Origin of the sequence: Sutcliffiella horikoshii, from assembly GCF_020524325.1 — a bacterium.
In the GTDB taxonomy this organism is placed as follows: Bacteria; Bacillota; Bacilli; order Bacillales; family Bacillaceae_I; genus Sutcliffiella_A; species Sutcliffiella_A horikoshii_D.
The window spans coordinates 173,485-191,743 of the sequence record NZ_JAIVKY010000005.1 but is presented as its reverse complement, the minus strand read 5'-3'; the positions used below and the strand labels follow the sequence as shown (position 1 = coordinate 191,743).

Genomic DNA, 18,259 nt, shown 5'->3' with positions numbered 1-18,259 from the left:
ATGGAAACACCATACTACTATCTTACATTGATTGGTTTTATCGCTACATTTGTCGGAACCCTTGGAGGCGGCGGCGGTCTTATTAATTTACCTTCTATGCTCCTTTTAGGAGTCCCCATTCATACCGCTATTGCCGCAAACAAGTTTTCAAATTCTTTTAGTTCATTTACTAGCTTTTACACGATACGGAAGAAGCAACAAGTTCAGCTGAAGCTTGGTTTATCCATTGTGCCTTTTACTATCGTTGGAGGGATCAGTGGTGCATTACTGGCAGCCTTTCTTACAGAGGAAATTTTACTTAAAATTGCTTTGGTGTTGTTGATTATTGCAACGATTCTTAATATCGTAAAATCGAAATTAAAGAAAAAAGAAAATACCGGAAATCCTATTCCGCTCTTTTATCCAACTTATATAGGAATTGGTGCCTTCGATGGATTGTTTGGTCCCGGGCAAGCCACTCTACTTATGCATTCTTTCTTAAATGCAGGACATTCTTTTATAACCAGCATCGGACTTACAAGGCTCCAAACGTTTGCAAGCTGCACGGTCTCATTTTGGGTTTACTTCTCCATGGGCTATTTCGATTGGAGGGTTGGGGTGACGCTTGGGATAGGCTCTTTCCTAGGTGCTCAAACTGCGATAAGGTTGGCTAACACACTGGCATTTCTTCCGTGGCAAAAGTTACTTAGCGGGTTTTCTATTTTCCTCATAATCTATTTGTCTGTAAAAATTCTTTTGTAATAAAATAAAAAACGGCAGCTCTTAAGTTAGTTATCTTAAGAGTTGCCGCTTTCTTCATTTTTCTTAGGTAAGAGCAATATTAATAAAAAGCTGATGACCGCAAATCCTGCTACTACAAGGTAAACTGTCTGTAGTGCGGAGGTTAGTCCATCCTGAAGCAATACTCTCATGGATTCTGAAAGTTGATTGCGCTGTTCCTCGTTAAGAAGTAGTGTCGTCGAATCCAAAGAGAATTGATCCAAAGCTCCATTTTCCCGTAAATGCTCCTGGATTCTTGAGTTCAATATCCCACCAAGCAACGCTGCTCCTATAGTGCTTCCCAACGTCCTCATAAACATATTGGAAGCTGTTGCGACTCCTCTTTTTTGCCAAGGAACCGTGCTTTGTATAGAGACGATGAACGCTGTTGTGGAAAAGCCCATTCCGACCCCAATCATGAACGAACCAAATGCAGCCCAGACTGGCCCATCATCAGGACTCAAGGTCATAAAAATGATGCTACCAAGTATCAGCGCAACTCCCCCAATTATGGAAGTGGTCCTGAAACCTATTTTTAACAAAAGCCTTCCTGCTATCATGGCAGCGATCGGCCACCCAATGGACATGGTAGTTAATGTGAAGCCGGCAACAATCGGCGGCCTTTCCATGACACCTTGTACAAAGGCCGGTAAGAAACTGGAAATACCTATCAACATGACACCTGTTGTCAATGATGTGCTATTGGCAATCAGGATAGACCGTTCCTGCCAGATATCAAAAGGCATCATTGGGTCTTTCGCTCTCTTTTCTTGCAAGATAAAAAAGATAAAAGTTATAACAGATAAGGCAATAAGACTAAATACAGGAGCTGATATCCACTCCCACCTTACACCGCCCTCTACCATAACAAGCATAAATGAACTCACAGATACAAATAACAAGCCGGCACCTGCATAATCAATGGAGTGCTTCTTCTTTTCCACCCCTTCATGTAGAAAAAGATACAGACCAATAATAGCTAATATGCCTAATGGGATATTTACCCAGAATACAAATCTCCAGCTAACATACTGCACAAGCAATCCACCTATAGCAGGTCCTAAGATTGCAGAGATGCCCCATACACTCGATAAATACCCTTGTATTTTTGCCCGTTCCTCTTTTGTATACATATCTCCCACAATAGTGGAGGCAATTGGCATAACTGCTCCTGCACCGAAACCTTGAATAAACCTGAACACGATTAGCATTTCAATGGAAGTCGCCATTCCGCATAGTAAAGATCCAATTAAAAAGACAATGATTCCAAATGTAAGTATTGGTTTTCTACCAAACAAATCTGAGAGTTTGCCATATATTAAAACCGTCACAGCATTCATTAATAAGTAGGAAGAGAATACCCAACTGTATAAAGAGAATCCCCCAAGGTCCGCAGCAATTGCCGGCATGGCTGTGGATACAATCGTCGCTTCAATGGCAGCCATGAACATTGCAAGCATAATTGCCGCTAACACCAATGGCTTCTTCGTTTTGTTTGGTGAGGCTTGTTTCACTTCATGCCTCTCGAGCGTAGCAGTTCCCATTTCTTCCCCTTCTCTCTCAATTGTTTAACACTAGTCCTTTGTATGCTTGCATATATTTCGTGACTCTATGTAAATTGTACCTTTTAACTGAATTAATGCAACCTTCAACTTTTTATTGAACAACTTTGGCATCGTTCTCCTCGTCCCATGACAAAACCACACTTTATTGAACAAATCTGGCATCGTTCGCCTCGTTCCATGACAAAACTCCTGTAATAAAAAAAGACCCTATGCTTCCGGGTCTTTTTCCGTTTCATTCGTTTGAAAATGTGTATTCAATCTGTCTAAAATTGTACGTCGGGTCAGTATACCTTCAAATACATCTTCCTCATCTTGCACACAGACAAAAGGATGATCAATTAAAAGTTCCAAGCCCTTTTCCACGGTATCCGATACCTTTAAACAAGGAAGTTCTCTATTCATTACATCTTCAACAATCATATGCTCAAGTTTATCAAATTCGATTCGCTCTAAACCAAGTATAGAATCCATAATGTGGGTAGTACTTACAAGACCATGTAACCTATATTTAGGATCTAGGACAGGTACAGCAGTATAACCTGTTTTAGTTAGAACTAGTAAGGCGTGTTCCAAATTATTCTTTATTTGTACATGCGCCACCCGTTCGGCTGGAATAATCAAATCTTTAATAGTTGCTCCTAATACTTTACTACTTTGGAGGCTGATCATAAATGTTCTTCCTCTCTTTATTTACTCTCTAATACTATATGCTACTTTGTGTAATTGACCAATATCATTGTAGCACAAATATGACTTGGACTCGAATTTTAACCCAAATAAAATTATCGTCTTCCTTCGACAAAGGATAGATTAGAAATATACAATTATAGAAACATACAGCTTGTGGAGTTCGCTTTCCATATTGGACGGGCCACAACGATGAAGACTTCTCTCTACTTAATTCCTCTCCACTAAGGTCTTCATAACGGTTATGAAGACTTTCTTCTACCTAATTTCTACCCACTAAGGTCTTCATAACGCTTATGAAGACTTCTTTCTACCTAATTCCTTCCCACTAAGGTCTTCATAACGCTTATGAAGACTTCTCTCTACCTAATCCCTCCCCACTAAGGTCCTCATAGTGATGAAGACTTCTCTCTACTTAATTCCTCCTCACTAAGGTCCTCATTACAGCGATGAGGACCTTCCTCCCGGATACTGAAAACTAATCAACAAAAAAACTGCCCTAGATTAGGCAGCTACAGGTAGATAACTCATTATGAAATTTTGTCATACAATTCAATCAGTTTTTGATAGGTTCTAGTTTCAAGTTCCTTTTGCCCTACCTCTATATCATTTATTTCACTGATTACCAATTCTTTGGCCACGTCAGTAGATATCAATAAAGTTACCAGCAAATCCTTTTCTTCTTGCGTTAAAGTCACCATTGCAACATGTACACTCCTTTCCATGATTGGTTTTACTTTGTATAGCGGTTTGCATAACAAAAAGCTGTATATGCGTCCGGCTTTATTTTGGCATCCAAGCCCATGGCAGTAATCCTGCCTGTCATTTCCTGAATGAAATCTTTTGTAGCACCTTTTTGTCCAATATCGAGATGAATTTCAAAATGGAAATCCGCGCCGTGCTCCAAATGCGGCAGTAAAAGATTTTGTATCTTTTCCAATTTTTCCATTGTAAATAACATCGCGATTTCCTGACTTAAAGCAGTCTCAAGCGAAATTTTTTCATGCAGGCTTCTAATGGCTCTATTGACGATGTATGGCCTTACACAACCCCATGCACCCTTACCGACCCGATGCAGATGCACCGCTGTCATGAACTTCGTTTCCTGTTGATGAACATGAGAATCGGTACCGATAGATAATAAGTATGGGGCCCTCACGTCTTTTTGGATAAACAAAAGGATCTTTTCATAAGCTTGTTCAAAAGTAAGGTAGCCGTGGGTAATATTAATAAACTTGCTGGGGTTATCCATTTATCCACTTCCTTTTCCGTACTTTCCCTTATACTTATATGTTCCTTTCTCCCAAAAAAGTAGTGTTTTCTTCATTCATGCTGTTTGGATGACAAATATATCTACATTATTGTCGCGATTATCAGAAGTTTATACGTGAATTCCAATGAATTTTCAGCAAAAAATAGAATAGATAAACGCAAAAAAACAGGTAAAAAATCCTCCTGGGGTTATTGATTGATCAACCGCTGTTCCTTTCCGCAAAGGGCTTCGCTTTCCGCGGGACGGTGCCTTGAGACTCCTCACTTCGTTGCGGGGTCTCAACCTACCGTTACTTCCCCGCTGGAGTCTTCGCCATTTGCTCCAATACACAGCTGAAAATTGGGTAAATGGTAGATGTTACGTTTATGCTTATCCAGTTAACTGAGTTAGATGCTTTTTCATATACCCTTAAATGAATGAAGTCCCTAGTTGATTGGAGTGGAAGACGCGACGTCCGCGGGAGGAATGGAGTGGTGAGACCCCTGAAGCGTTGTGAGGAGGCTCACGGACCGCCCGCAGGCAAGCGAAGCGCCTGGAACGGAAATCATGGTATTTAAAAAAACCAGGCTGCGGAGACACAGCCTGGTTAACCTTTACTCGTTTGGATTTGTGACTTCGAATACGCACAATGTGGGCATCGATACATGACATTTTGATTTGAATGGGCAGTAAGTACTTTATCCATTTCTTCTTCGCGATTGCACTTTGGACAGTGAACCGTTGGCATCATGTAAACCACTCCTATTAAGAATGTCGTTGAAACTCTTCCTTTGTAACAAAGATATCTTCTTTATCAATTGCTGTAGGACTAGATAGGACTAGTCCGATATTGGTAGAGGATGCTTTATCGTCGACAATGGTAAATGGGATATTGTTTTCATTAGCAATCCGAATATATTTGGATAGATGCATATAATCCAAATCCCCATCCAGATACAGTTTGGAAGAAGGGTATCTTTTCATTAACTCTGCAATAGGCTTATAAGGTTTTTGCTGGATTACTTGGCCATTTGTCAAGGCAAGAATAATTCGCTCACGGAGTTGTGAAAGATATTCCCTTCTCTCACTTGGCTTTGTTTCAGGTGTCCCCTTAAGTCCTTTGTCTATATAATCATCAATGTTTTTCCCCATGTAACTTCCCTCCATTTTGAAATGCCGGGTTTCCCTGGAATTCTTAGTGGATTAGGTCAAATATCTCAATAGCGATCATATCAATATTGTCAAATTGATATGTTTTAGGGCTTTCCCCTTTTAGAAATACTTCTAATTCATATGTATTGGTCTTGTCGAAGAATTTCACGCTGCACACTTTTTCTCCGTTTACTTCAAAAAAACGCTGTGCTGGTTCATTTCCTGCTTCTGATGTTTCCTTTAAATCATTCAATCTTTTTACAATCCCTACTAATAGTGACATGTAACAACTCTCCTTCTATTCCTTCCTACCTATATCATTCACCTTGTTTTGTAAGGCCATTCGTTTTTTTTACAAAACCTTTCAATATCCGGTAAAATAAAGCTAGGAATACAATTTTATAATAGTGTTCGAACATAACTTCCCTTTTATTGTAGTCTAAATTGACGAATAAAACATGCGAAGTTGTGAATTTTTTCTTACGAGGAGCTGTATCCATGAATATAACCGTCTATACTCAACCAGATTGTCCCCCGTGTCAGGTGGTAAAACAATTTTTAACACACCATAATATCTCCTATAAGGTGATTGACATCTCTGAGGATCTAGAAGCAAGAGATTATTTAGTACATGAATTACAGTCATATTCCACTCCTACTGTAACAGTCGATGAGCAGGTTGTAAAAGGATTTGACCTGTCAAAGCTGCAAAATTTGTTAGGCATAGAGGAATAAAGTCCAACGCTTCAATCGCAAGAGAATTCATCATACCATTAATAGGATGGTAGAAGAAAGCTTTTTATTTGCTCCAACAAAAAAAGAGCGTATTTAATGACGCTCTTTTTTGGTGGGGTTATCTTGACACAAAGAAACTATTCTGATTGAAATCAAGAAGTAAATGAGATGTCAACATAGGTATGGTTACTGGGAATGTATGAAAAAAGGGATATGCAAACATTCCAAATGGAAAAATTCTATTCAGACTATCCTCATTTTTGGTGGTTGTATTGATAATGGTTTCCACTTGTTTTTTTTCACTGCTTTTCACAAAATCGGGAATCTCATATTCAAACCCATAATCCTTCACTATCCAGCCTGATGAGGTTTCTCGTAGCTTTACATACTCATAGTGGTCATCATAAAGGCTTGGCATATCCTCATCTGAAGCAAAAAATTCATAAACGATCTTCTCACCAACTTCGCCTTCTATCACCTTCGTTTCTTCATCATAAGTAAAGAATGGAATATAATAGGCGGGAAAGTCGGTTCCATACGTTATATAGCCTGCATCTTCCTTAAATAAGTGCTCTTTAAGAAAGGATTCCTGATACTCTTTTGTAAAATATGGATCTAGTATTTGATCAATTTCCTCTAACGAATGATGTGTTTCTCCCAGGGAAAGTTGAGATTGAAACGCATCTTTCAAAAAGGAATAAACTTCTTGGTCTAAAGGGGATTGTTCTGCACTCGCATAGCTTGAACCGAAAAATAGTATAGTTATGATGGCAATAATTCCTGTCATATTTTTAAGCAATCCATTCTCCTCCTCAGATGATGTGTTCTAATTGTATCAAGAACAGAGTGGACAAGGGTTTGTAACCGTTCGTAAAATTACGTTGAAAACTGACAAATTATTCACTCTCTTTACCACTACCCTCCTGGCTTAACTCCAAACACAAAAAACCCTTACAATTTCTGTAAGGGCTTGCGTAGTTACCAGCTAGACCGAAGTGCAGCATATACTATATACAACAGTATCAATATCGTTGCGATAAACAAAGCTACAAAAACAGGGTTTTTCATCACATAATGATCTTGAACTTTTCCACTAATGGAAGAATCTTGGGTTGTTGCCTGTGTATCTGCTTGACGTCCAATTTTATACGTATAGACCATCGCACCAGCAACAATAATTAATGCTAAAATTGCCAAAATAAAATCAAAAGAACCCATTTCAATCACCTCACCGAGCAAATTATACTCTTAAGGTAAACAAACAGATAAATTCTATTCATTGCTTATAAAAGATCCTGGTTTTCATATAGATACTCATAAGAAATATCCACATACAGGAACCGATTTTGAGTAATCAGACAAGAATAGGTCCGAACATTTTCGCCAGATTCGATATCACTATACAAATCCGATATTATCCCTTTTTTCTCCATGGTCATTTTCATGACATGCTCAAGAAAATAAGGTCTCCAACTCCAGTTCTTCCCTTTATAACTGCCATCTGCTCTCCACTTTCCATTATTTTTTAATAGATTGGAGGAAAGTTGGAATCCATCTTCATCACAAACATACATACGAAAGCTAATCTTTGTAAGTTCGTCTGCAATAGAGTGCAACCATTCATCATATTCTTCAAGGTTATGCCCTTTCAAAATAAGTGGCTGAAGTCTAGTTTGAAGCATTCCGGTAAATTGGTGAATAGCATGTAATTTCCTTTTTTCATAACGAATAAACTGTTGAAACTTTTCTACAAGAATTTTTTTAGCATGGTTAATGTCAATAAAACTCGGTCCAGGTTTGTGCAAATAGTAACCTTGATAGTACCTTCCACCATTTCTCCAAGCATACTGTAATTGAAAAGATGCCTCCATATTCTCATACATCAATGCGGCTCCTATTTTTCTAGATAGGATGGATAAAGAATGCAAGATATCTTGATGAGCTGTGACTTCATGTGACTGACGAAGAATTTCTAAATTAACCTTTAGAATATTAGGGTTCAAGCGTCCAATTCGATCCATATTTGTACCGGCATCCCCGATATTTGCTACAGAAAGTTGGATTCCGTATGTCTTATAATAATTGAAAAGATGCTGAAGAAATTCTTCACCTTCTTTAGAAGAATGTTCATCTACTTCAATAACAATATTCTCAAGATCTAACCCTTTTGGAACATATGACAAAAAGAGTTCAAGCAAGGTTTCACCCTGATCTTCCAAGAGAAGTTCTGCATTTTGATTAAAGAATAACTTCAACGAGCAATTTTGCTCGGTATAATAGCTTAGAGCTTTATTTATGATAACCTTATCCACTTCAAGCTGGTATTCCCCAGGCACTGTATTGTCAAGAAAAAATGCCCCTAAACTTTTTACATCACCGTTTTCCATCTGGAACCTTCCAAGCACTTCATACCCAATAACTTCTTGTGAATCGGCACTGAAAATAGCTTGATAATAAGGGGTGACCTTTTCGATATTTGTCATAATATCAAGTGGATCCATCTCGTTCTCCCCTTTGCCTTGTTTGGAACGATTATATCATGATATAGGGCAATTTATGACGCGAAAATATAAGAGAAAGGATTTTATTGCAATCTTTTAGGGACCTTAAGTTCTTGTCCGATTTTTAAACAATCAGTATGAAGGTCGTTTAACTGCCGGATAGATTCACGTGAAATATCATATCTTTGAGCTATTTTCATTAAACTGTCGGAAGTGACCACTGTATGGAGATAACAAGGCACCTTTAGATTCATCCCAACAAATAAGGTATCACGATCAAGCTGATTTACCTTTCTTAAGCTATTTTCATCAACCGAAAACATTTGCGATAAATCTTTTAACGTTTCATTTTGCTTCACTTTGTAACTTCCGCAAGCAGGTCCTTCCAAAAATTCTCTTGTAGCTCCATTCTTTTCATCGAGTACAGCTATGAGAAACTGTTGAAATTTCACGCGGTAACTTTTGACTTCTTTCCCTTTAGGTAATACTTCTGATGCCAACTTTCTTGCTGCATCTAGAAGGTTTTTTCTTTTAGATAATTTTTCATGGGTACCAGCGTATTCAACAGAAAATTCATAGAATGCTTCTGTTGGGTTTATATAGACGGTCAGTTCTTTGTTTTGTTCGTCCCAGTCATACTTGTAATAGATGCTCATTGGTTTCCTCCTTGTTGTTTTTGCTTAGTATGAGCAAAACATGTATACAAGTATGAAAAAAAGCCCGGTAAAGCAATAAAATGCTTTACTCGAGCTTCTCTCTTACAACCGCTGTTAATTTCCGCAAACGGCTCCGCTTTCCACGGGACGACTATAAATCTCTATTATTTAAAACGGGAATGGTTGTAGCCATTGGCCGCCGTCCATTGTTACGCATTCTCCATTTATGTAGGCGGCTTTTTCGGAGCTAAGGAAAAATGCTAATTCTGCAATTTCTTCAGGTGTTCCAAAACGCTTCAATGGGACACTTTCCGCAACTTTTTTAGCTTCTTCTTCCGATTGCATCAACTTGTCTGCCCCACCAGTTCTTTCGATAGGTCCTGGAGCAATTGCGTTCACGCGGATTCCGTATTTTGTTCCCCACTCTACCGCAAGGGTTCTTGTAAGAGATAGAACCCCTGCTTTCGCTGCGGCAGAGTGGACCACACCTGCTCCGGCATTCCAAGCATAAGTAGCTACCATGTTAATCATGCTGCCCTTAAAATTTCTTTGCATCCAATAATTGCCCACGGCAGAGCTACAATAAAACGTTCCATTCAAGACGATGTCAATGACAGACTTCCACCCGTTAACAGATAACTTTTCAGCTGGGCAGATAAAGTTTCCTGCTGCATTGTTGATCAGCACATCAATTCTACCAAATGCTTCGTCCGTCAACTTCACCATTCTCTCTACATGCTCAGGCTCTCTTACATCCATCTGTACGGTCAAGACTTCACCATCATGTCCCTCAATCTCCTCTTTAGCTTGTTCAAGACGATCAAGATCACGACCGGTAATCACCACATTATAACCTTCTTGAGCGAACTTCAAAGCCATATATTTCCCCATACCGCTAGAGCCACCTGTTACGATGGCAACTTTCTTTTCTCCCATAAATTCTCCCCCAATCCTATGTCTCTATACTATTCTAACCTAATATTCAAAATAATTAAAATGTTTTATTGATTTTATACAAAAAGTTTCCATATAAAAGTAGAAAGATAGAAAGAGAAATTCACCTCTAAAAGGTGCTATAATGATTGATATTATAATAGGTAAGGTTGGTATATATATGAGTAAAATGACGAGACGTGGCTTTTTTAAACGCATCTTTACAATAGTCTTCACCGCTTTGCTGACAACTGGTGCAGGCTATTTTTATGCTAGATATATAGAACCAAAACAAATGAACTTATTAAAGCATACGGTTAAGCACCCTAGTATTCCTAAAAGTTTTTCCGGAATAAAGATTGCTCAATTTTCTGATACGCATGTTGGCCATCATTTCGGGCAGGCAGAATTAGAAAAAGTAGTACGCTTAATCAATGAAGAGGAACCTGATATTGTCTTTTTTACTGGAGATCTAATGGATAATCCGCTAGAGTATGATGGTTCCTACAACCTGATAAATATTTTGAAACAAATTAAGGCTCCACTTGGGAAATTTGCTATTTACGGAAACCACGATCATGGAGGATATGGAACAGAGACCTATGAGGAAATTATGGAGTCATCCGATTTCACCGTGTTAAAAAATGAGAATACGACTATAGAGTTAATAGACAAAAGTCAAATATTCATTGCTGGTGTGGATGATTTGATGCTGGGGAGACCTGATTTTAATGAAACCCTGCGTGATATCCCTGAAGACGCTTATACAATATTATTGGCCCATGAAGGGGACGCAGCTGACTCTATAGCAGAGCAGTTTCATGTAAATCTTCAACTTTCCGGACACTCCCATGGAGGACAAGTACAGATTCCCTTCTTAGGTCCGCTTATTACTCCTCCTCTTGGATCTAAGTTTTATGAAGGTTTTTATCAATTGGATGATTTGACTTTATATGTGAATAAAGGTTTAGGTACTACCAGAGAGCCTTACCGCTTTTTGGCGCCGCCTGAAATTACATTTTTCACTTTAGAACGTCAATAAATGGGCTAACCTAGACAAGCGCACACCCTTTAACATTGCCATACCTTATAGAGACCCTATAAAGGAGGCATATGTCTATGTATCGAAACTACCCGAATAACAGATTTATAGGAGGATTAGGTTTCGGGTTTCCTTTTTTTCCGTTTTTAGGGGGATTGGCGGTAGGTACTCTTTTAGCTCCTAGACCTTATTATCCACCTTACCCACCATACCCTTATTATGGACCTTACCCAAGACCGTATCCACCTTATCCTTATTATAGATAATGGATTGTCGAACCTAAAGCCGCTGCACACTCTGCATCGGCTTTTTAGAATGATTGTTACACACCGCTGTTGATTTCCGCAAATGGCTTCGCTTTCCGTGGGGCGACCTTGAGCCTCCTCGGCCTTCGCCTGCGGGGTCTCAACATTGTCGCTACTCCCCCACTGGATTCTTCACCTTTTGCTCCAATCCACAGCTATAAAACTCTTCATGCTAAACGACCTTTTTAACAACAAATTTATTATGAAAGAGGTTAGTATGTTGGCTGTACATGTTGTGAGGCCGGGAGAAACGCTTAGTTCTATTTCGTTGGATTATCGAAGGCCATTAACTGAAATTTTGGCTGTAAATTCCATATCAAACCCTAATGTAATATTTCCGGGTCAACAAATTATCATCCCCGGTCTGCCTGATGCAAATACCATCCCCTATTCCATTGAAATATCCATCGCGAATAGGAAGTTGGTTCTGAAAGAAAATGGGACCATCATCAAAACATATCCAATTGCAGTCGGCAGGATGCTCTTTGAAACCCCTGTTGGCAATTATATTATCGTAAACCGACAACCAAACCCTGGTGGCCCTTTTGGTGCAATGTGGCTCTCCCTGTCCAAATTATCTTATGGAATTCATGGAACGAACGATCCAAGCTCTATTGGCAAAGCTGTATCTCGCGGATGTGTTCGGATGAATAACCAAGATGTCCTTCAACTTGCTTCAATAGTACCTAATGGGACCAGAGTTCTAATTCGCCCTCAATAATATTTCCTTTTCATATCCAACAAATATACTAGAACATGCCGGTAAGATTGATTATAATTGTACTAGAAATATTTAGTGATAAAGGAAGGGATTTCTTGCATCAGCAAACATATACTCGTTTTGTTAAACAACTTATCATAAATTATATTCTTGGTTCTTCCATTGCAGTTCTCGGGGTAGGGGGCATACTTATCTTTTCTACTTTAAACCTATCCCTTTCTGAAATAAATATAATGATTAGCATTTTACTAACTTCTGCATTTAACATGGTCCTTTGTGAATCTTATGCTTTTCACAAGCAACTGCACCCCATCAAAGTTATCCTTACTAATACAGATAATACATATACTGATTACCAGAAAGCTTTTTTACATATTCAGCGTTTTCCTATAATAACAGTTAAAAGAATCATAGGTCCCCACCTGCTTGGACTTTCCATTCCCGCCATCATCCTTGCGATAATCTGCATACGGTTCGGGTTCTTAAACATGCCATATCGGTATGTACTTCTTGCTTCACTTGGTGCTGTGTTAATCGCTGGAATGCATGCGTTTATAGAGTATTTCCTTACAGTTAAAGCAATAAGGCCTGTTTTGGATTATCTACAGGAAACTACACAGGATTTATACCGCCTATCTTTATCCATACATGGGGATATAATAGTTTCCTTGCGTACAAAATTTTTAGTAAGCACCTTATTTATCGGAATTTTCCCCGTACTTTTATTTAGTTTAGCAACCGAAGTTCGCTTTGAAACCCTTACTTTGGAAATAGATTTTTGGAATTGGGGAGTATTGATTCTTCTCATTGCTGCCGCGTTTTCTTCTTTTGGTGCTTTTTTGTTATTTAAAGACATCATCCAACCCATTACTCAACTGTTAAAAGGAATGCAAAACGTAAAAAATAACAATCTATCACCCGCTAAGGAATTGTATTCAGATGAATTTTCCCAAGTAATTCAAGGCTTTAACTCCATGGTGCAAGGACTTGAGGAGAGAAATGAAACCAATAGGCTGTTGATGGAAAGTTTCTATCAAACCCTTTCAACCACCCTTGACGCACGCGACCCATATACGGCAGGACATTCATTAAGGGTAAGCAGATACTCTGTATTAATTGGCCAAAAGGCGGGAATGCCTCCACATCAACTTGAGCTGCTAAAAAACGCCGCCCTTCTTCATGACATCGGCAAAATCGGAGTGAAGGATGAGGTATTATTAAAGGATGGAAAGCTTACAGAATTAGAATTCGAAGAAATAAAACGACACCCTTTGCTTGGGGCGACAATCTTAGATCAAGTACAACCTAAAGAGGCAATGTCTCCATTAATACCAGGTGTCAGAAACCATCATGAACGCTTTGATGGAAATGGGTACCCTGATAGATTAATTGGTCACGAGATTCCTCTTTTCGGCAGAATCATCGCGGTCGCCGACGCCTATGACGCCATGACATCAGATCGTCCATATCGGTTGGGGATGAAAAAAGAAAAAGCTTTGGCTATTTTGCAAAGTGGAAGAGGCACCCAATGGGACCCGGAGTTTGTTGATATCTTCACCTCACTTATGAAAAAAGACACAGAACATGCTCTAGCTTCAGCCCAATAATGGATGAAGTTGGAGCAACCCTTCCATTTTACGTGAAGGCACAGTATAATAAGGAAAAGGAAAGGAGCCTATTATGCATAATAAAAGTTATTCAAACCAAAGAAAAACCGATTCCCCTCTTGAATCTTCTATCGAAAACCTCTCACGTGCCATCTTTACTGTAAATCGGCATGCAAAAACCGCGCCGGATCCAAAGTTTCTCTATACCTTAAAAAGAAAAGCCTTAGAGAAACTTATCACCGAAGGCAAAGCTACTAAAAAAGGATTGCATTTTTCAAGAAACCCAAAGAACAGCCGCCAACAATCTGACGTCCTTGTATTGGCAGGGGAATATTACTTTCATCTTCCACCTACAAAAGAAGACTTCTCAGAATTGCCGCATCTTGGAGAGCTAAATGATCATTATCGTAATCCCAAAGCTAACATGTCCTTATCTGTAGCGAAAAGTTTACTTCAACGGTACACAAATTTCCAACCGACAGATGGACAAAAAAATCATACAAAGAGGCAGTATCAAAAGCCTGTATTTAAAAAGCTTGGTGAGAGCTACTTATAACAAAGAACGACAAAAGCCCAATCTTTTAGTAGATTGGGCTTTTCATTCCTTTAAAAAGCTCAGTTAATTAATAGCTGCTCATCTAGTAATTCAACTAACTTTGTCAATTGAGGTTTGCTGATTTGAGCATTCGCTCCTACTTGATCCCCTTTATGTCGGAGATGATTTGTTATCAGGGAAGAGAATATGATAACGGGTATCTTTGAAAGAACGCTATCTTCCTTGATTTTCTTCGTGAGGTGATGACCATCCATTTGAGGCATCTCTATATCCGTAATTAACAAGTCTACGATTTGCTCTCCACTTTTCACTACGGTCTCCATGAAATCCCATGCACTTTTGCCATTTTCAAAGAATTGAATATGTTCAAATCCTGCACTTAGCAAAGTCTCTTCTAGAAGTTTTCTCAACATCGGGGAATCTTCAGCAATGATAATACGTTTTTCACTCCGAGCAGGGTTAAGATTTTCATGAAGTCGGGACGCTTCTTTATCCAGATTAGGATATATATCAAACATAATCTTTTCCACATCCAACAGAAGGATCATCTGAGACGGTTGTTTGATGATTCCAGTGATATGATCTTCAAATCCATGCTGTAAGGAAGCCGGTTTCTCCATCTCAGCCCATGATAAACGGTGAATCTGAGTTACATGATCTACTCGTAAAATGACTTTCATGCCATTGAATTCTGTAACAATGAATTTTTCTTCTAAAAACTCGTTTTTCTCTTTTATATGTAATGCCCTTCTTAGATTTATGATTGGCAGAACTTCTCCCCTCAGTTCGATAATCCCTTCAACGTTATTATGGGAATGAGGGATTTTGGTCACTGCTACAGGCTTAATGATTTCCCTTACTTTTAAGACATTTATGCCAAAGCTGGTACTTCCGAGAAGAAATTCAAGAAATTCCACTTCATTTGTACCAGAGTCTAATAGTATACCACTTGTTTTTTCCATAAATAATACGCCCTTCCGTTCTTAACTATTTTTTCTCTTCTTTTTTTATCGGGTTAAAAGCGGGAATGTTGATAGACAAAGCTTCGTCATTTCGCAAAAGGCTAAAAACACCCTATCCGCAATGAGATAGGGTGTTGAAGTGGTTTAGGAAAAGCTCTTTTCTAGTTCGTCAATCAATGAACCGACATAAGCGACAGCTGTCTTAATTGGTTCAGGTGTTGTCATATCAACTCCACCCAATTGCATTAATTCTAGTGGTTTCAATGTGCCTCCTGCTTTTAATGCCGATAGCCAACGTTCTACAGCCGTGTGGCCTTCTTCCTGAATTTGTTTGGCTGCAGCTGTAGAAGCAGTAAGTCCCGCTGAGTAGGTGTAAGGATAGAGCCCCATATAATAGTGAGGCTGTCGCATCCAGGTCAAACCAGCTCCTTCATCCATTTCCACTGCATCTCCCCAGAATTCAGAAAGCAAAGCGGTCTTTTGTTCACATAGAACATTGGCGGTGATAGGAGTTCCTTTGTCTGCTAGATCGTATACTCTGCGCTGAAGTTCCCCTTCAAGAATATGTGTCACAAAGTTATGATAATACGTCCCTAAAGATTGTAGGATTACCCATCTGCGCATTCTTTCATCATTCGGCTGAGATAGAATGTGTTGACTTAAGAGCATTTCATTCATAGTGGAAGGCGCTTCTACAAAATACCTTGATGGACGGGTGTTAGAAAGCTTCTGGTATCTGCCCGCTAAGCGAAAGTGCCCTGCATGACCCAATTCATGGGCAAGTGTATAGGCATTCCTCATAGAGTCACTCCATGTCATTAAAATGTATGGATGAACACCATACGGACTAGAACAAAAAGCACCAGAACCCTTCCCTACGTTATCAGCCAAGTCAACCCAACGATTGTTTACCCCTTCTTCCATGATCTCCATATATTCAGGTCCCATCACTTCCAATGACTCTAAAATTAATTTAGATGCTTCCTCATAGGTGATCTCAGGGTTAAAATCAGGATCTAGTGGAGCCTTTAAGTCACAGAAATGCATAGTCTCTAAACCTAACACTCGCTTTTTCAATTCAGCATATCTGCGCATATGTGGGGCCAACTCATTTTGGATGGTATCCAACTGATTATGATACATCTCTTTTGTCACCTGTTGGTCATGAAGAAGCATATCCGTTACAGAATCATAGTTTCGCAGACGTGCTTCTACCACCTGTTTTTTAACTTCTGTTGCATAAGTAGCGGCATACGTATGCTTGTATTGTTTAAGTGTATCGATAAAAGTTTGGTAGGCTTTTCTACGTAATTCTGTATTGGAAGAACCTTCGTAATTAGGAAAAGAATTAAAAGATAACGGATGCTCCTGTCCATCATTAGTAAAAAATGAAGGAAATCTCATATCCGAAATTAAACTTCTCTGATAGATAGTATATGGTGCATTATGCACTTCTCCAAAGGCAGAAAGTACTTCTTCTGCCTCAGGTGAAAGTTTGTGTGGCTTTGTTTCCAGTACGTCCATCAAGGTTTTTTTATATTCTTCCAACTCCGGCTCTTCTACTATGTATGCATTTAACGCATCTTCATCCAATTGAAGAATTTCAGATTCAAAAAATGATATACTGGCGCTGAATTTGGAAAGCATGCCCCCAACACGAGTCGAATTCGCTTGGTTTACAGGGTTCGTTCCATCTTCGGATTGCTTCAGGGATGCGTATGTCATCACCCTCACAACTCTTTCTGTCAATGAATCCTTATCCTTCAAACACATAAGTAATGTTTTCGCATCTTCCACAACTTTCCCTTTATAACGAGTGACAGTCGAAAGATCCTCTTGGACCCCTTGCAACTCCTGCTCCCACTCTTCTGTGGAAACAAACAAATCTTCAAGATTCCAAGTTTGCTCTACCGGAACTTCCTCTCTTTTTAATGCTTTATTCAATACCTGTGCCATGTACTTCCCCTCCATTTATTTCGATAATCGAATCTTTTATATACCCATTATATAAGAAGAAAGGAGGAATTTAAATGATATATTTGAAAATTAAAATATTTACAGAAATAAAAAAGACACTCTCGACTAAATAAGAGTGCCTTTCCATGTTCTTACTTCATTCTTCTAGCAAAATCAACAAATCGGAATTTGTCCAAACGGTGACGCGATTCCGTAAATTGAAAAGGACTTGCATCATCCAAGTGGACGATACTTTTTACCACAACGACATGAGTTAAACCATTCAAGTCCAACAGCTGTCTGTCCTCATCCGTTGCTTCCTCTACTGTTACCTCTTTATCGGCAAAAGCTATTTGCATTCCTCTTTCCGATTCCAAGTAATCATAGATGGAGTAACTGCAAATTTCTGTGTCTAGATAAGGCACTTGGCTTTTGATGAAGTAATCTTTATCCAAGATGATACTTTCATTATCCACCTTGCGAGAACGTACCACTTTCCACAAGTCCCTCTCTCCTAATTTAGACTCTAAGTCAGAGGAGCCAACAACGCATTCTAGTTCGTGCACTACTGTTTCCCAAGGTCTACCCATTTTCTCTGCTAATTCCTTGAAGCTGACCAAGCCTGAAATGGGAAAATCAAATTTATCACGTGCTAGCACAATCGAGCCTTTTCCACGGACTTTTTGAATATAACCGTTCTGAGCAAGTTGATTTAAAGCTTTTCTTACCGTTTCTCTTGAAGTATCGAAAAGTTCCATCAAATCATGCTCCGACGGAAGCTTACTTCCAGCCATGATGTCTTGTCTTTCTATTTTCATTACCAGCTGCTGATAAATTGCATGATATTTGTTATTTTTCATTTTCTACCAC

At 39.0% G+C, this 18,259-nt stretch carries 21 protein-coding genes; 6 read left to right on the top strand and 15 right to left on the bottom strand.

What is annotated here, in order from left to right; all coding sequences use genetic code 11:
- Positions 1-741 (top strand): sulfite exporter TauE/SafE family protein, encoded by a 741-nt coding sequence (locus tag LC091_RS05785; RefSeq protein ID WP_226681028.1) that lies wholly within the window; start codon positions 1-3, stop codon positions 739-741.
- A 35-nt stretch (positions 742-776) separates the two neighbouring features.
- Here LC091_RS05785 and LC091_RS05780 read toward each other — a convergent pair whose 3' ends face one another.
- The 7 genes from LC091_RS05780 to LC091_RS05750 all read right to left on the bottom strand — a co-directional run bounded on the left by LC091_RS05780 (position 777) and on the right by LC091_RS05750 (position 5,698).
- Entirely contained in the window at positions 777-2,303 is a 1,527-nt protein-coding gene (locus tag LC091_RS05780) for an MDR family MFS transporter (RefSeq protein WP_226681026.1), read from the bottom strand.
- Between the two features lie 228 nt (positions 2,304-2,531).
- Complete coding sequence (cbpB, locus tag LC091_RS05775) at positions 2,532-2,993, bottom strand: cyclic-di-AMP-binding protein CbpB (RefSeq protein WP_226681024.1); 462 nt, start codon at positions 2,991-2,993, stop codon at positions 2,532-2,534.
- A 548-nt stretch (positions 2,994-3,541) separates the two neighbouring features.
- Positions 3,542-3,712 carry an antirepressor AbbA gene (gene abbA, locus LC091_RS05770; RefSeq protein WP_226681022.1) on the bottom strand — a complete coding sequence of 57 codons (171 nt, stop codon included), beginning with the start codon at positions 3,710-3,712 and terminating at the stop codon, positions 3,542-3,544.
- Positions 3,713-3,744: 32 nt separating this feature from the next.
- Positions 3,745-4,263 (bottom strand): ribonuclease H-like YkuK family protein, encoded by a 519-nt coding sequence (locus LC091_RS05765; RefSeq protein WP_010192720.1) that lies wholly within the window; start codon positions 4,261-4,263, stop codon positions 3,745-3,747.
- A gap of 607 nt (positions 4,264-4,870) precedes the next feature.
- Positions 4,871-5,014: a hypothetical protein gene (locus tag LC091_RS05760; RefSeq protein WP_168864073.1), complete on the bottom strand. Its 144-nt coding sequence runs from the start codon at positions 5,012-5,014 to the stop codon at positions 4,871-4,873.
- Between the two features lie 14 nt (positions 5,015-5,028).
- Complete coding sequence (locus LC091_RS05755) at positions 5,029-5,415, bottom strand: YueI family protein (protein WP_226681020.1); 387 nt, start codon at positions 5,413-5,415, stop codon at positions 5,029-5,031.
- Between the two features lie 43 nt (positions 5,416-5,458).
- Positions 5,459-5,698 carry a YkuJ family protein gene (locus LC091_RS05750; protein ID WP_148964985.1) on the bottom strand — a complete coding sequence of 80 codons (240 nt, stop codon included), beginning with the start codon at positions 5,696-5,698 and terminating at the stop codon, positions 5,459-5,461.
- Between the two features lie 215 nt (positions 5,699-5,913).
- Between LC091_RS05750 and LC091_RS05745 the strand changes: the two genes are divergently transcribed.
- Positions 5,914-6,150, top strand: a complete 237-nt coding sequence (locus LC091_RS05745) for a glutaredoxin domain-containing protein (RefSeq protein WP_226681018.1) — start codon at positions 5,914-5,916, stop codon at positions 6,148-6,150.
- 118 nt (positions 6,151-6,268) lie between these two features.
- Here the strand turns inward: LC091_RS05745 and LC091_RS05740 are convergent, their stop codons facing one another.
- The 5 genes from LC091_RS05740 to fadH all read right to left on the bottom strand — a co-directional run bounded on the left by LC091_RS05740 (position 6,269) and on the right by fadH (position 10,243).
- Entirely contained in the window at positions 6,269-6,949 is a 681-nt protein-coding gene (locus LC091_RS05740; RefSeq protein WP_226681017.1) for a DUF3993 domain-containing protein, read from the bottom strand.
- A gap of 179 nt (positions 6,950-7,128) precedes the next feature.
- Entirely contained in the window at positions 7,129-7,368 is a 240-nt protein-coding gene (locus LC091_RS05735) for a hypothetical protein (RefSeq protein ID WP_226681016.1), read from the bottom strand.
- A gap of 65 nt (positions 7,369-7,433) precedes the next feature.
- Positions 7,434-8,651 (bottom strand): EAL domain-containing protein, encoded by a 1,218-nt coding sequence (locus tag LC091_RS05730; protein WP_226681014.1) that lies wholly within the window; start codon positions 8,649-8,651, stop codon positions 7,434-7,436.
- 83 nt (positions 8,652-8,734) lie between these two features.
- Entirely contained in the window at positions 8,735-9,307 is a 573-nt protein-coding gene (locus tag LC091_RS05725; protein ID WP_226681012.1) for a LysM peptidoglycan-binding domain-containing protein, read from the bottom strand.
- A 168-nt stretch (positions 9,308-9,475) separates the two neighbouring features.
- Positions 9,476-10,243, bottom strand: coding sequence for a 2,4-dienoyl-CoA reductase (gene fadH, locus LC091_RS05720; RefSeq protein WP_226681011.1), 768 nt, complete (start codon positions 10,241-10,243; stop codon positions 9,476-9,478).
- Positions 10,244-10,385: 142 nt separating this feature from the next.
- On the opposite strand from fadH, the gene LC091_RS05715 reads away from it, so the two are divergent.
- The 4 genes from LC091_RS05715 (at position 10,386) to LC091_RS05700 (ending at position 14,471) form a co-directional block, all read left to right on the top strand.
- Positions 10,386-11,282, top strand: a complete 897-nt coding sequence (locus tag LC091_RS05715; protein WP_226681009.1) for a metallophosphoesterase — start codon at positions 10,386-10,388, stop codon at positions 11,280-11,282.
- A 525-nt stretch (positions 11,283-11,807) separates the two neighbouring features.
- Positions 11,808-12,308 (top strand): L,D-transpeptidase family protein, encoded by a 501-nt coding sequence (locus LC091_RS05710; protein ID WP_226681326.1) that lies wholly within the window; start codon positions 11,808-11,810, stop codon positions 12,306-12,308.
- Positions 12,309-12,403: 95 nt separating this feature from the next.
- The gene (locus LC091_RS05705) at positions 12,404-13,915 is read left to right on the top strand and encodes an HD-GYP domain-containing protein (RefSeq protein ID WP_226681008.1); all 1,512 of its coding nucleotides are present in this window, start codon (positions 12,404-12,406) and stop codon (positions 13,913-13,915) included.
- 73 nt (positions 13,916-13,988) lie between these two features.
- Positions 13,989-14,471: a YkyB family protein gene (locus LC091_RS05700; RefSeq protein WP_226681005.1), complete on the top strand. Its 483-nt coding sequence runs from the start codon at positions 13,989-13,991 to the stop codon at positions 14,469-14,471.
- Between the two features lie 59 nt (positions 14,472-14,530).
- On the opposite strand, the gene LC091_RS05695 is transcribed toward LC091_RS05700, so the two are convergent.
- The 3 genes from LC091_RS05695 to treR all read right to left on the bottom strand — a co-directional run bounded on the left by LC091_RS05695 (position 14,531) and on the right by treR (position 18,249).
- A complete protein-coding gene (locus LC091_RS05695; RefSeq protein ID WP_226681003.1) occupies positions 14,531-15,433 on the bottom strand; it encodes a chemotaxis protein in 903 nt (300 codons plus the stop codon).
- 144 nt (positions 15,434-15,577) lie between these two features.
- The gene (pepF, locus tag LC091_RS05690) at positions 15,578-17,389 is read right to left on the bottom strand and encodes an oligoendopeptidase F (protein ID WP_226681002.1); all 1,812 of its coding nucleotides are present in this window, start codon (positions 17,387-17,389) and stop codon (positions 15,578-15,580) included.
- 152 nt (positions 17,390-17,541) lie between these two features.
- Complete coding sequence (gene treR / locus LC091_RS05685; protein ID WP_226681000.1) at positions 17,542-18,249, bottom strand: trehalose operon repressor; 708 nt, start codon at positions 18,247-18,249, stop codon at positions 17,542-17,544.
- Positions 18,250-18,259: the final 10 nt, after the last annotated feature.

Bases quoted from the DNA above. Each gene is read 5' to 3' on its own strand.
- LC091_RS05785 (WP_226681028.1), top strand. From the start codon at position 1: ATGGAAACACCATACTACTATCTTACATTGATTGGTTTTATCGCTACA.
- LC091_RS05780 (WP_226681026.1), bottom strand. From the start codon at position 2,303: ATGGGAACTGCTACGCTCGAGAGGCATGAAGTGAAACAAGCCTCACCA.
- cbpB (WP_226681024.1), bottom strand. From the start codon at position 2,993: ATGATCAGCCTCCAAAGTAGTAAAGTATTAGGAGCAACTATTAAAGAT.
- abbA (WP_226681022.1), bottom strand. From the start codon at position 3,712: ATGGTGACTTTAACGCAAGAAGAAAAGGATTTGCTGGTAACTTTATTG.
- LC091_RS05765 (WP_010192720.1), bottom strand. From the start codon at position 4,263: ATGGATAACCCCAGCAAGTTTATTAATATTACCCACGGCTACCTTACT.
- LC091_RS05760 (WP_168864073.1), bottom strand. From the start codon at position 5,014: ATGATGCCAACGGTTCACTGTCCAAAGTGCAATCGCGAAGAAGAAATG.
- LC091_RS05755 (WP_226681020.1), bottom strand. From the start codon at position 5,415: ATGGGGAAAAACATTGATGATTATATAGACAAAGGACTTAAGGGGACA.
- LC091_RS05750 (WP_148964985.1), bottom strand. From the start codon at position 5,698: ATGTCACTATTAGTAGGGATTGTAAAAAGATTGAATGATTTAAAGGAA.
- LC091_RS05745 (WP_226681018.1), top strand. From the start codon at position 5,914: ATGAATATAACCGTCTATACTCAACCAGATTGTCCCCCGTGTCAGGTG.
- LC091_RS05735 (WP_226681016.1), bottom strand. From the start codon at position 7,368: ATGGGTTCTTTTGATTTTATTTTGGCAATTTTAGCATTAATTATTGTT.
- LC091_RS05730 (WP_226681014.1), bottom strand. From the start codon at position 8,651: ATGGATCCACTTGATATTATGACAAATATCGAAAAGGTCACCCCTTAT.
- LC091_RS05725 (WP_226681012.1), bottom strand. From the start codon at position 9,307: ATGAGCATCTATTACAAGTATGACTGGGACGAACAAAACAAAGAACTG.
- fadH (WP_226681011.1), bottom strand. From the start codon at position 10,243: ATGGGAGAAAAGAAAGTTGCCATCGTAACAGGTGGCTCTAGCGGTATG.
- LC091_RS05715 (WP_226681009.1), top strand. From the start codon at position 10,386: ATGATTGATATTATAATAGGTAAGGTTGGTATATATATGAGTAAAATG.
- LC091_RS05700 (WP_226681005.1), top strand. From the start codon at position 13,989: ATGCATAATAAAAGTTATTCAAACCAAAGAAAAACCGATTCCCCTCTT.
- LC091_RS05695 (WP_226681003.1), bottom strand. From the start codon at position 15,433: ATGGAAAAAACAAGTGGTATACTATTAGACTCTGGTACAAATGAAGTG.
- pepF (WP_226681002.1), bottom strand. From the start codon at position 17,389: ATGGCACAGGTATTGAATAAAGCATTAAAAAGAGAGGAAGTTCCGGTA.
- treR (WP_226681000.1), bottom strand. From the start codon at position 18,249: ATGAAAAATAACAAATATCATGCAATTTATCAGCAGCTGGTAATGAAA.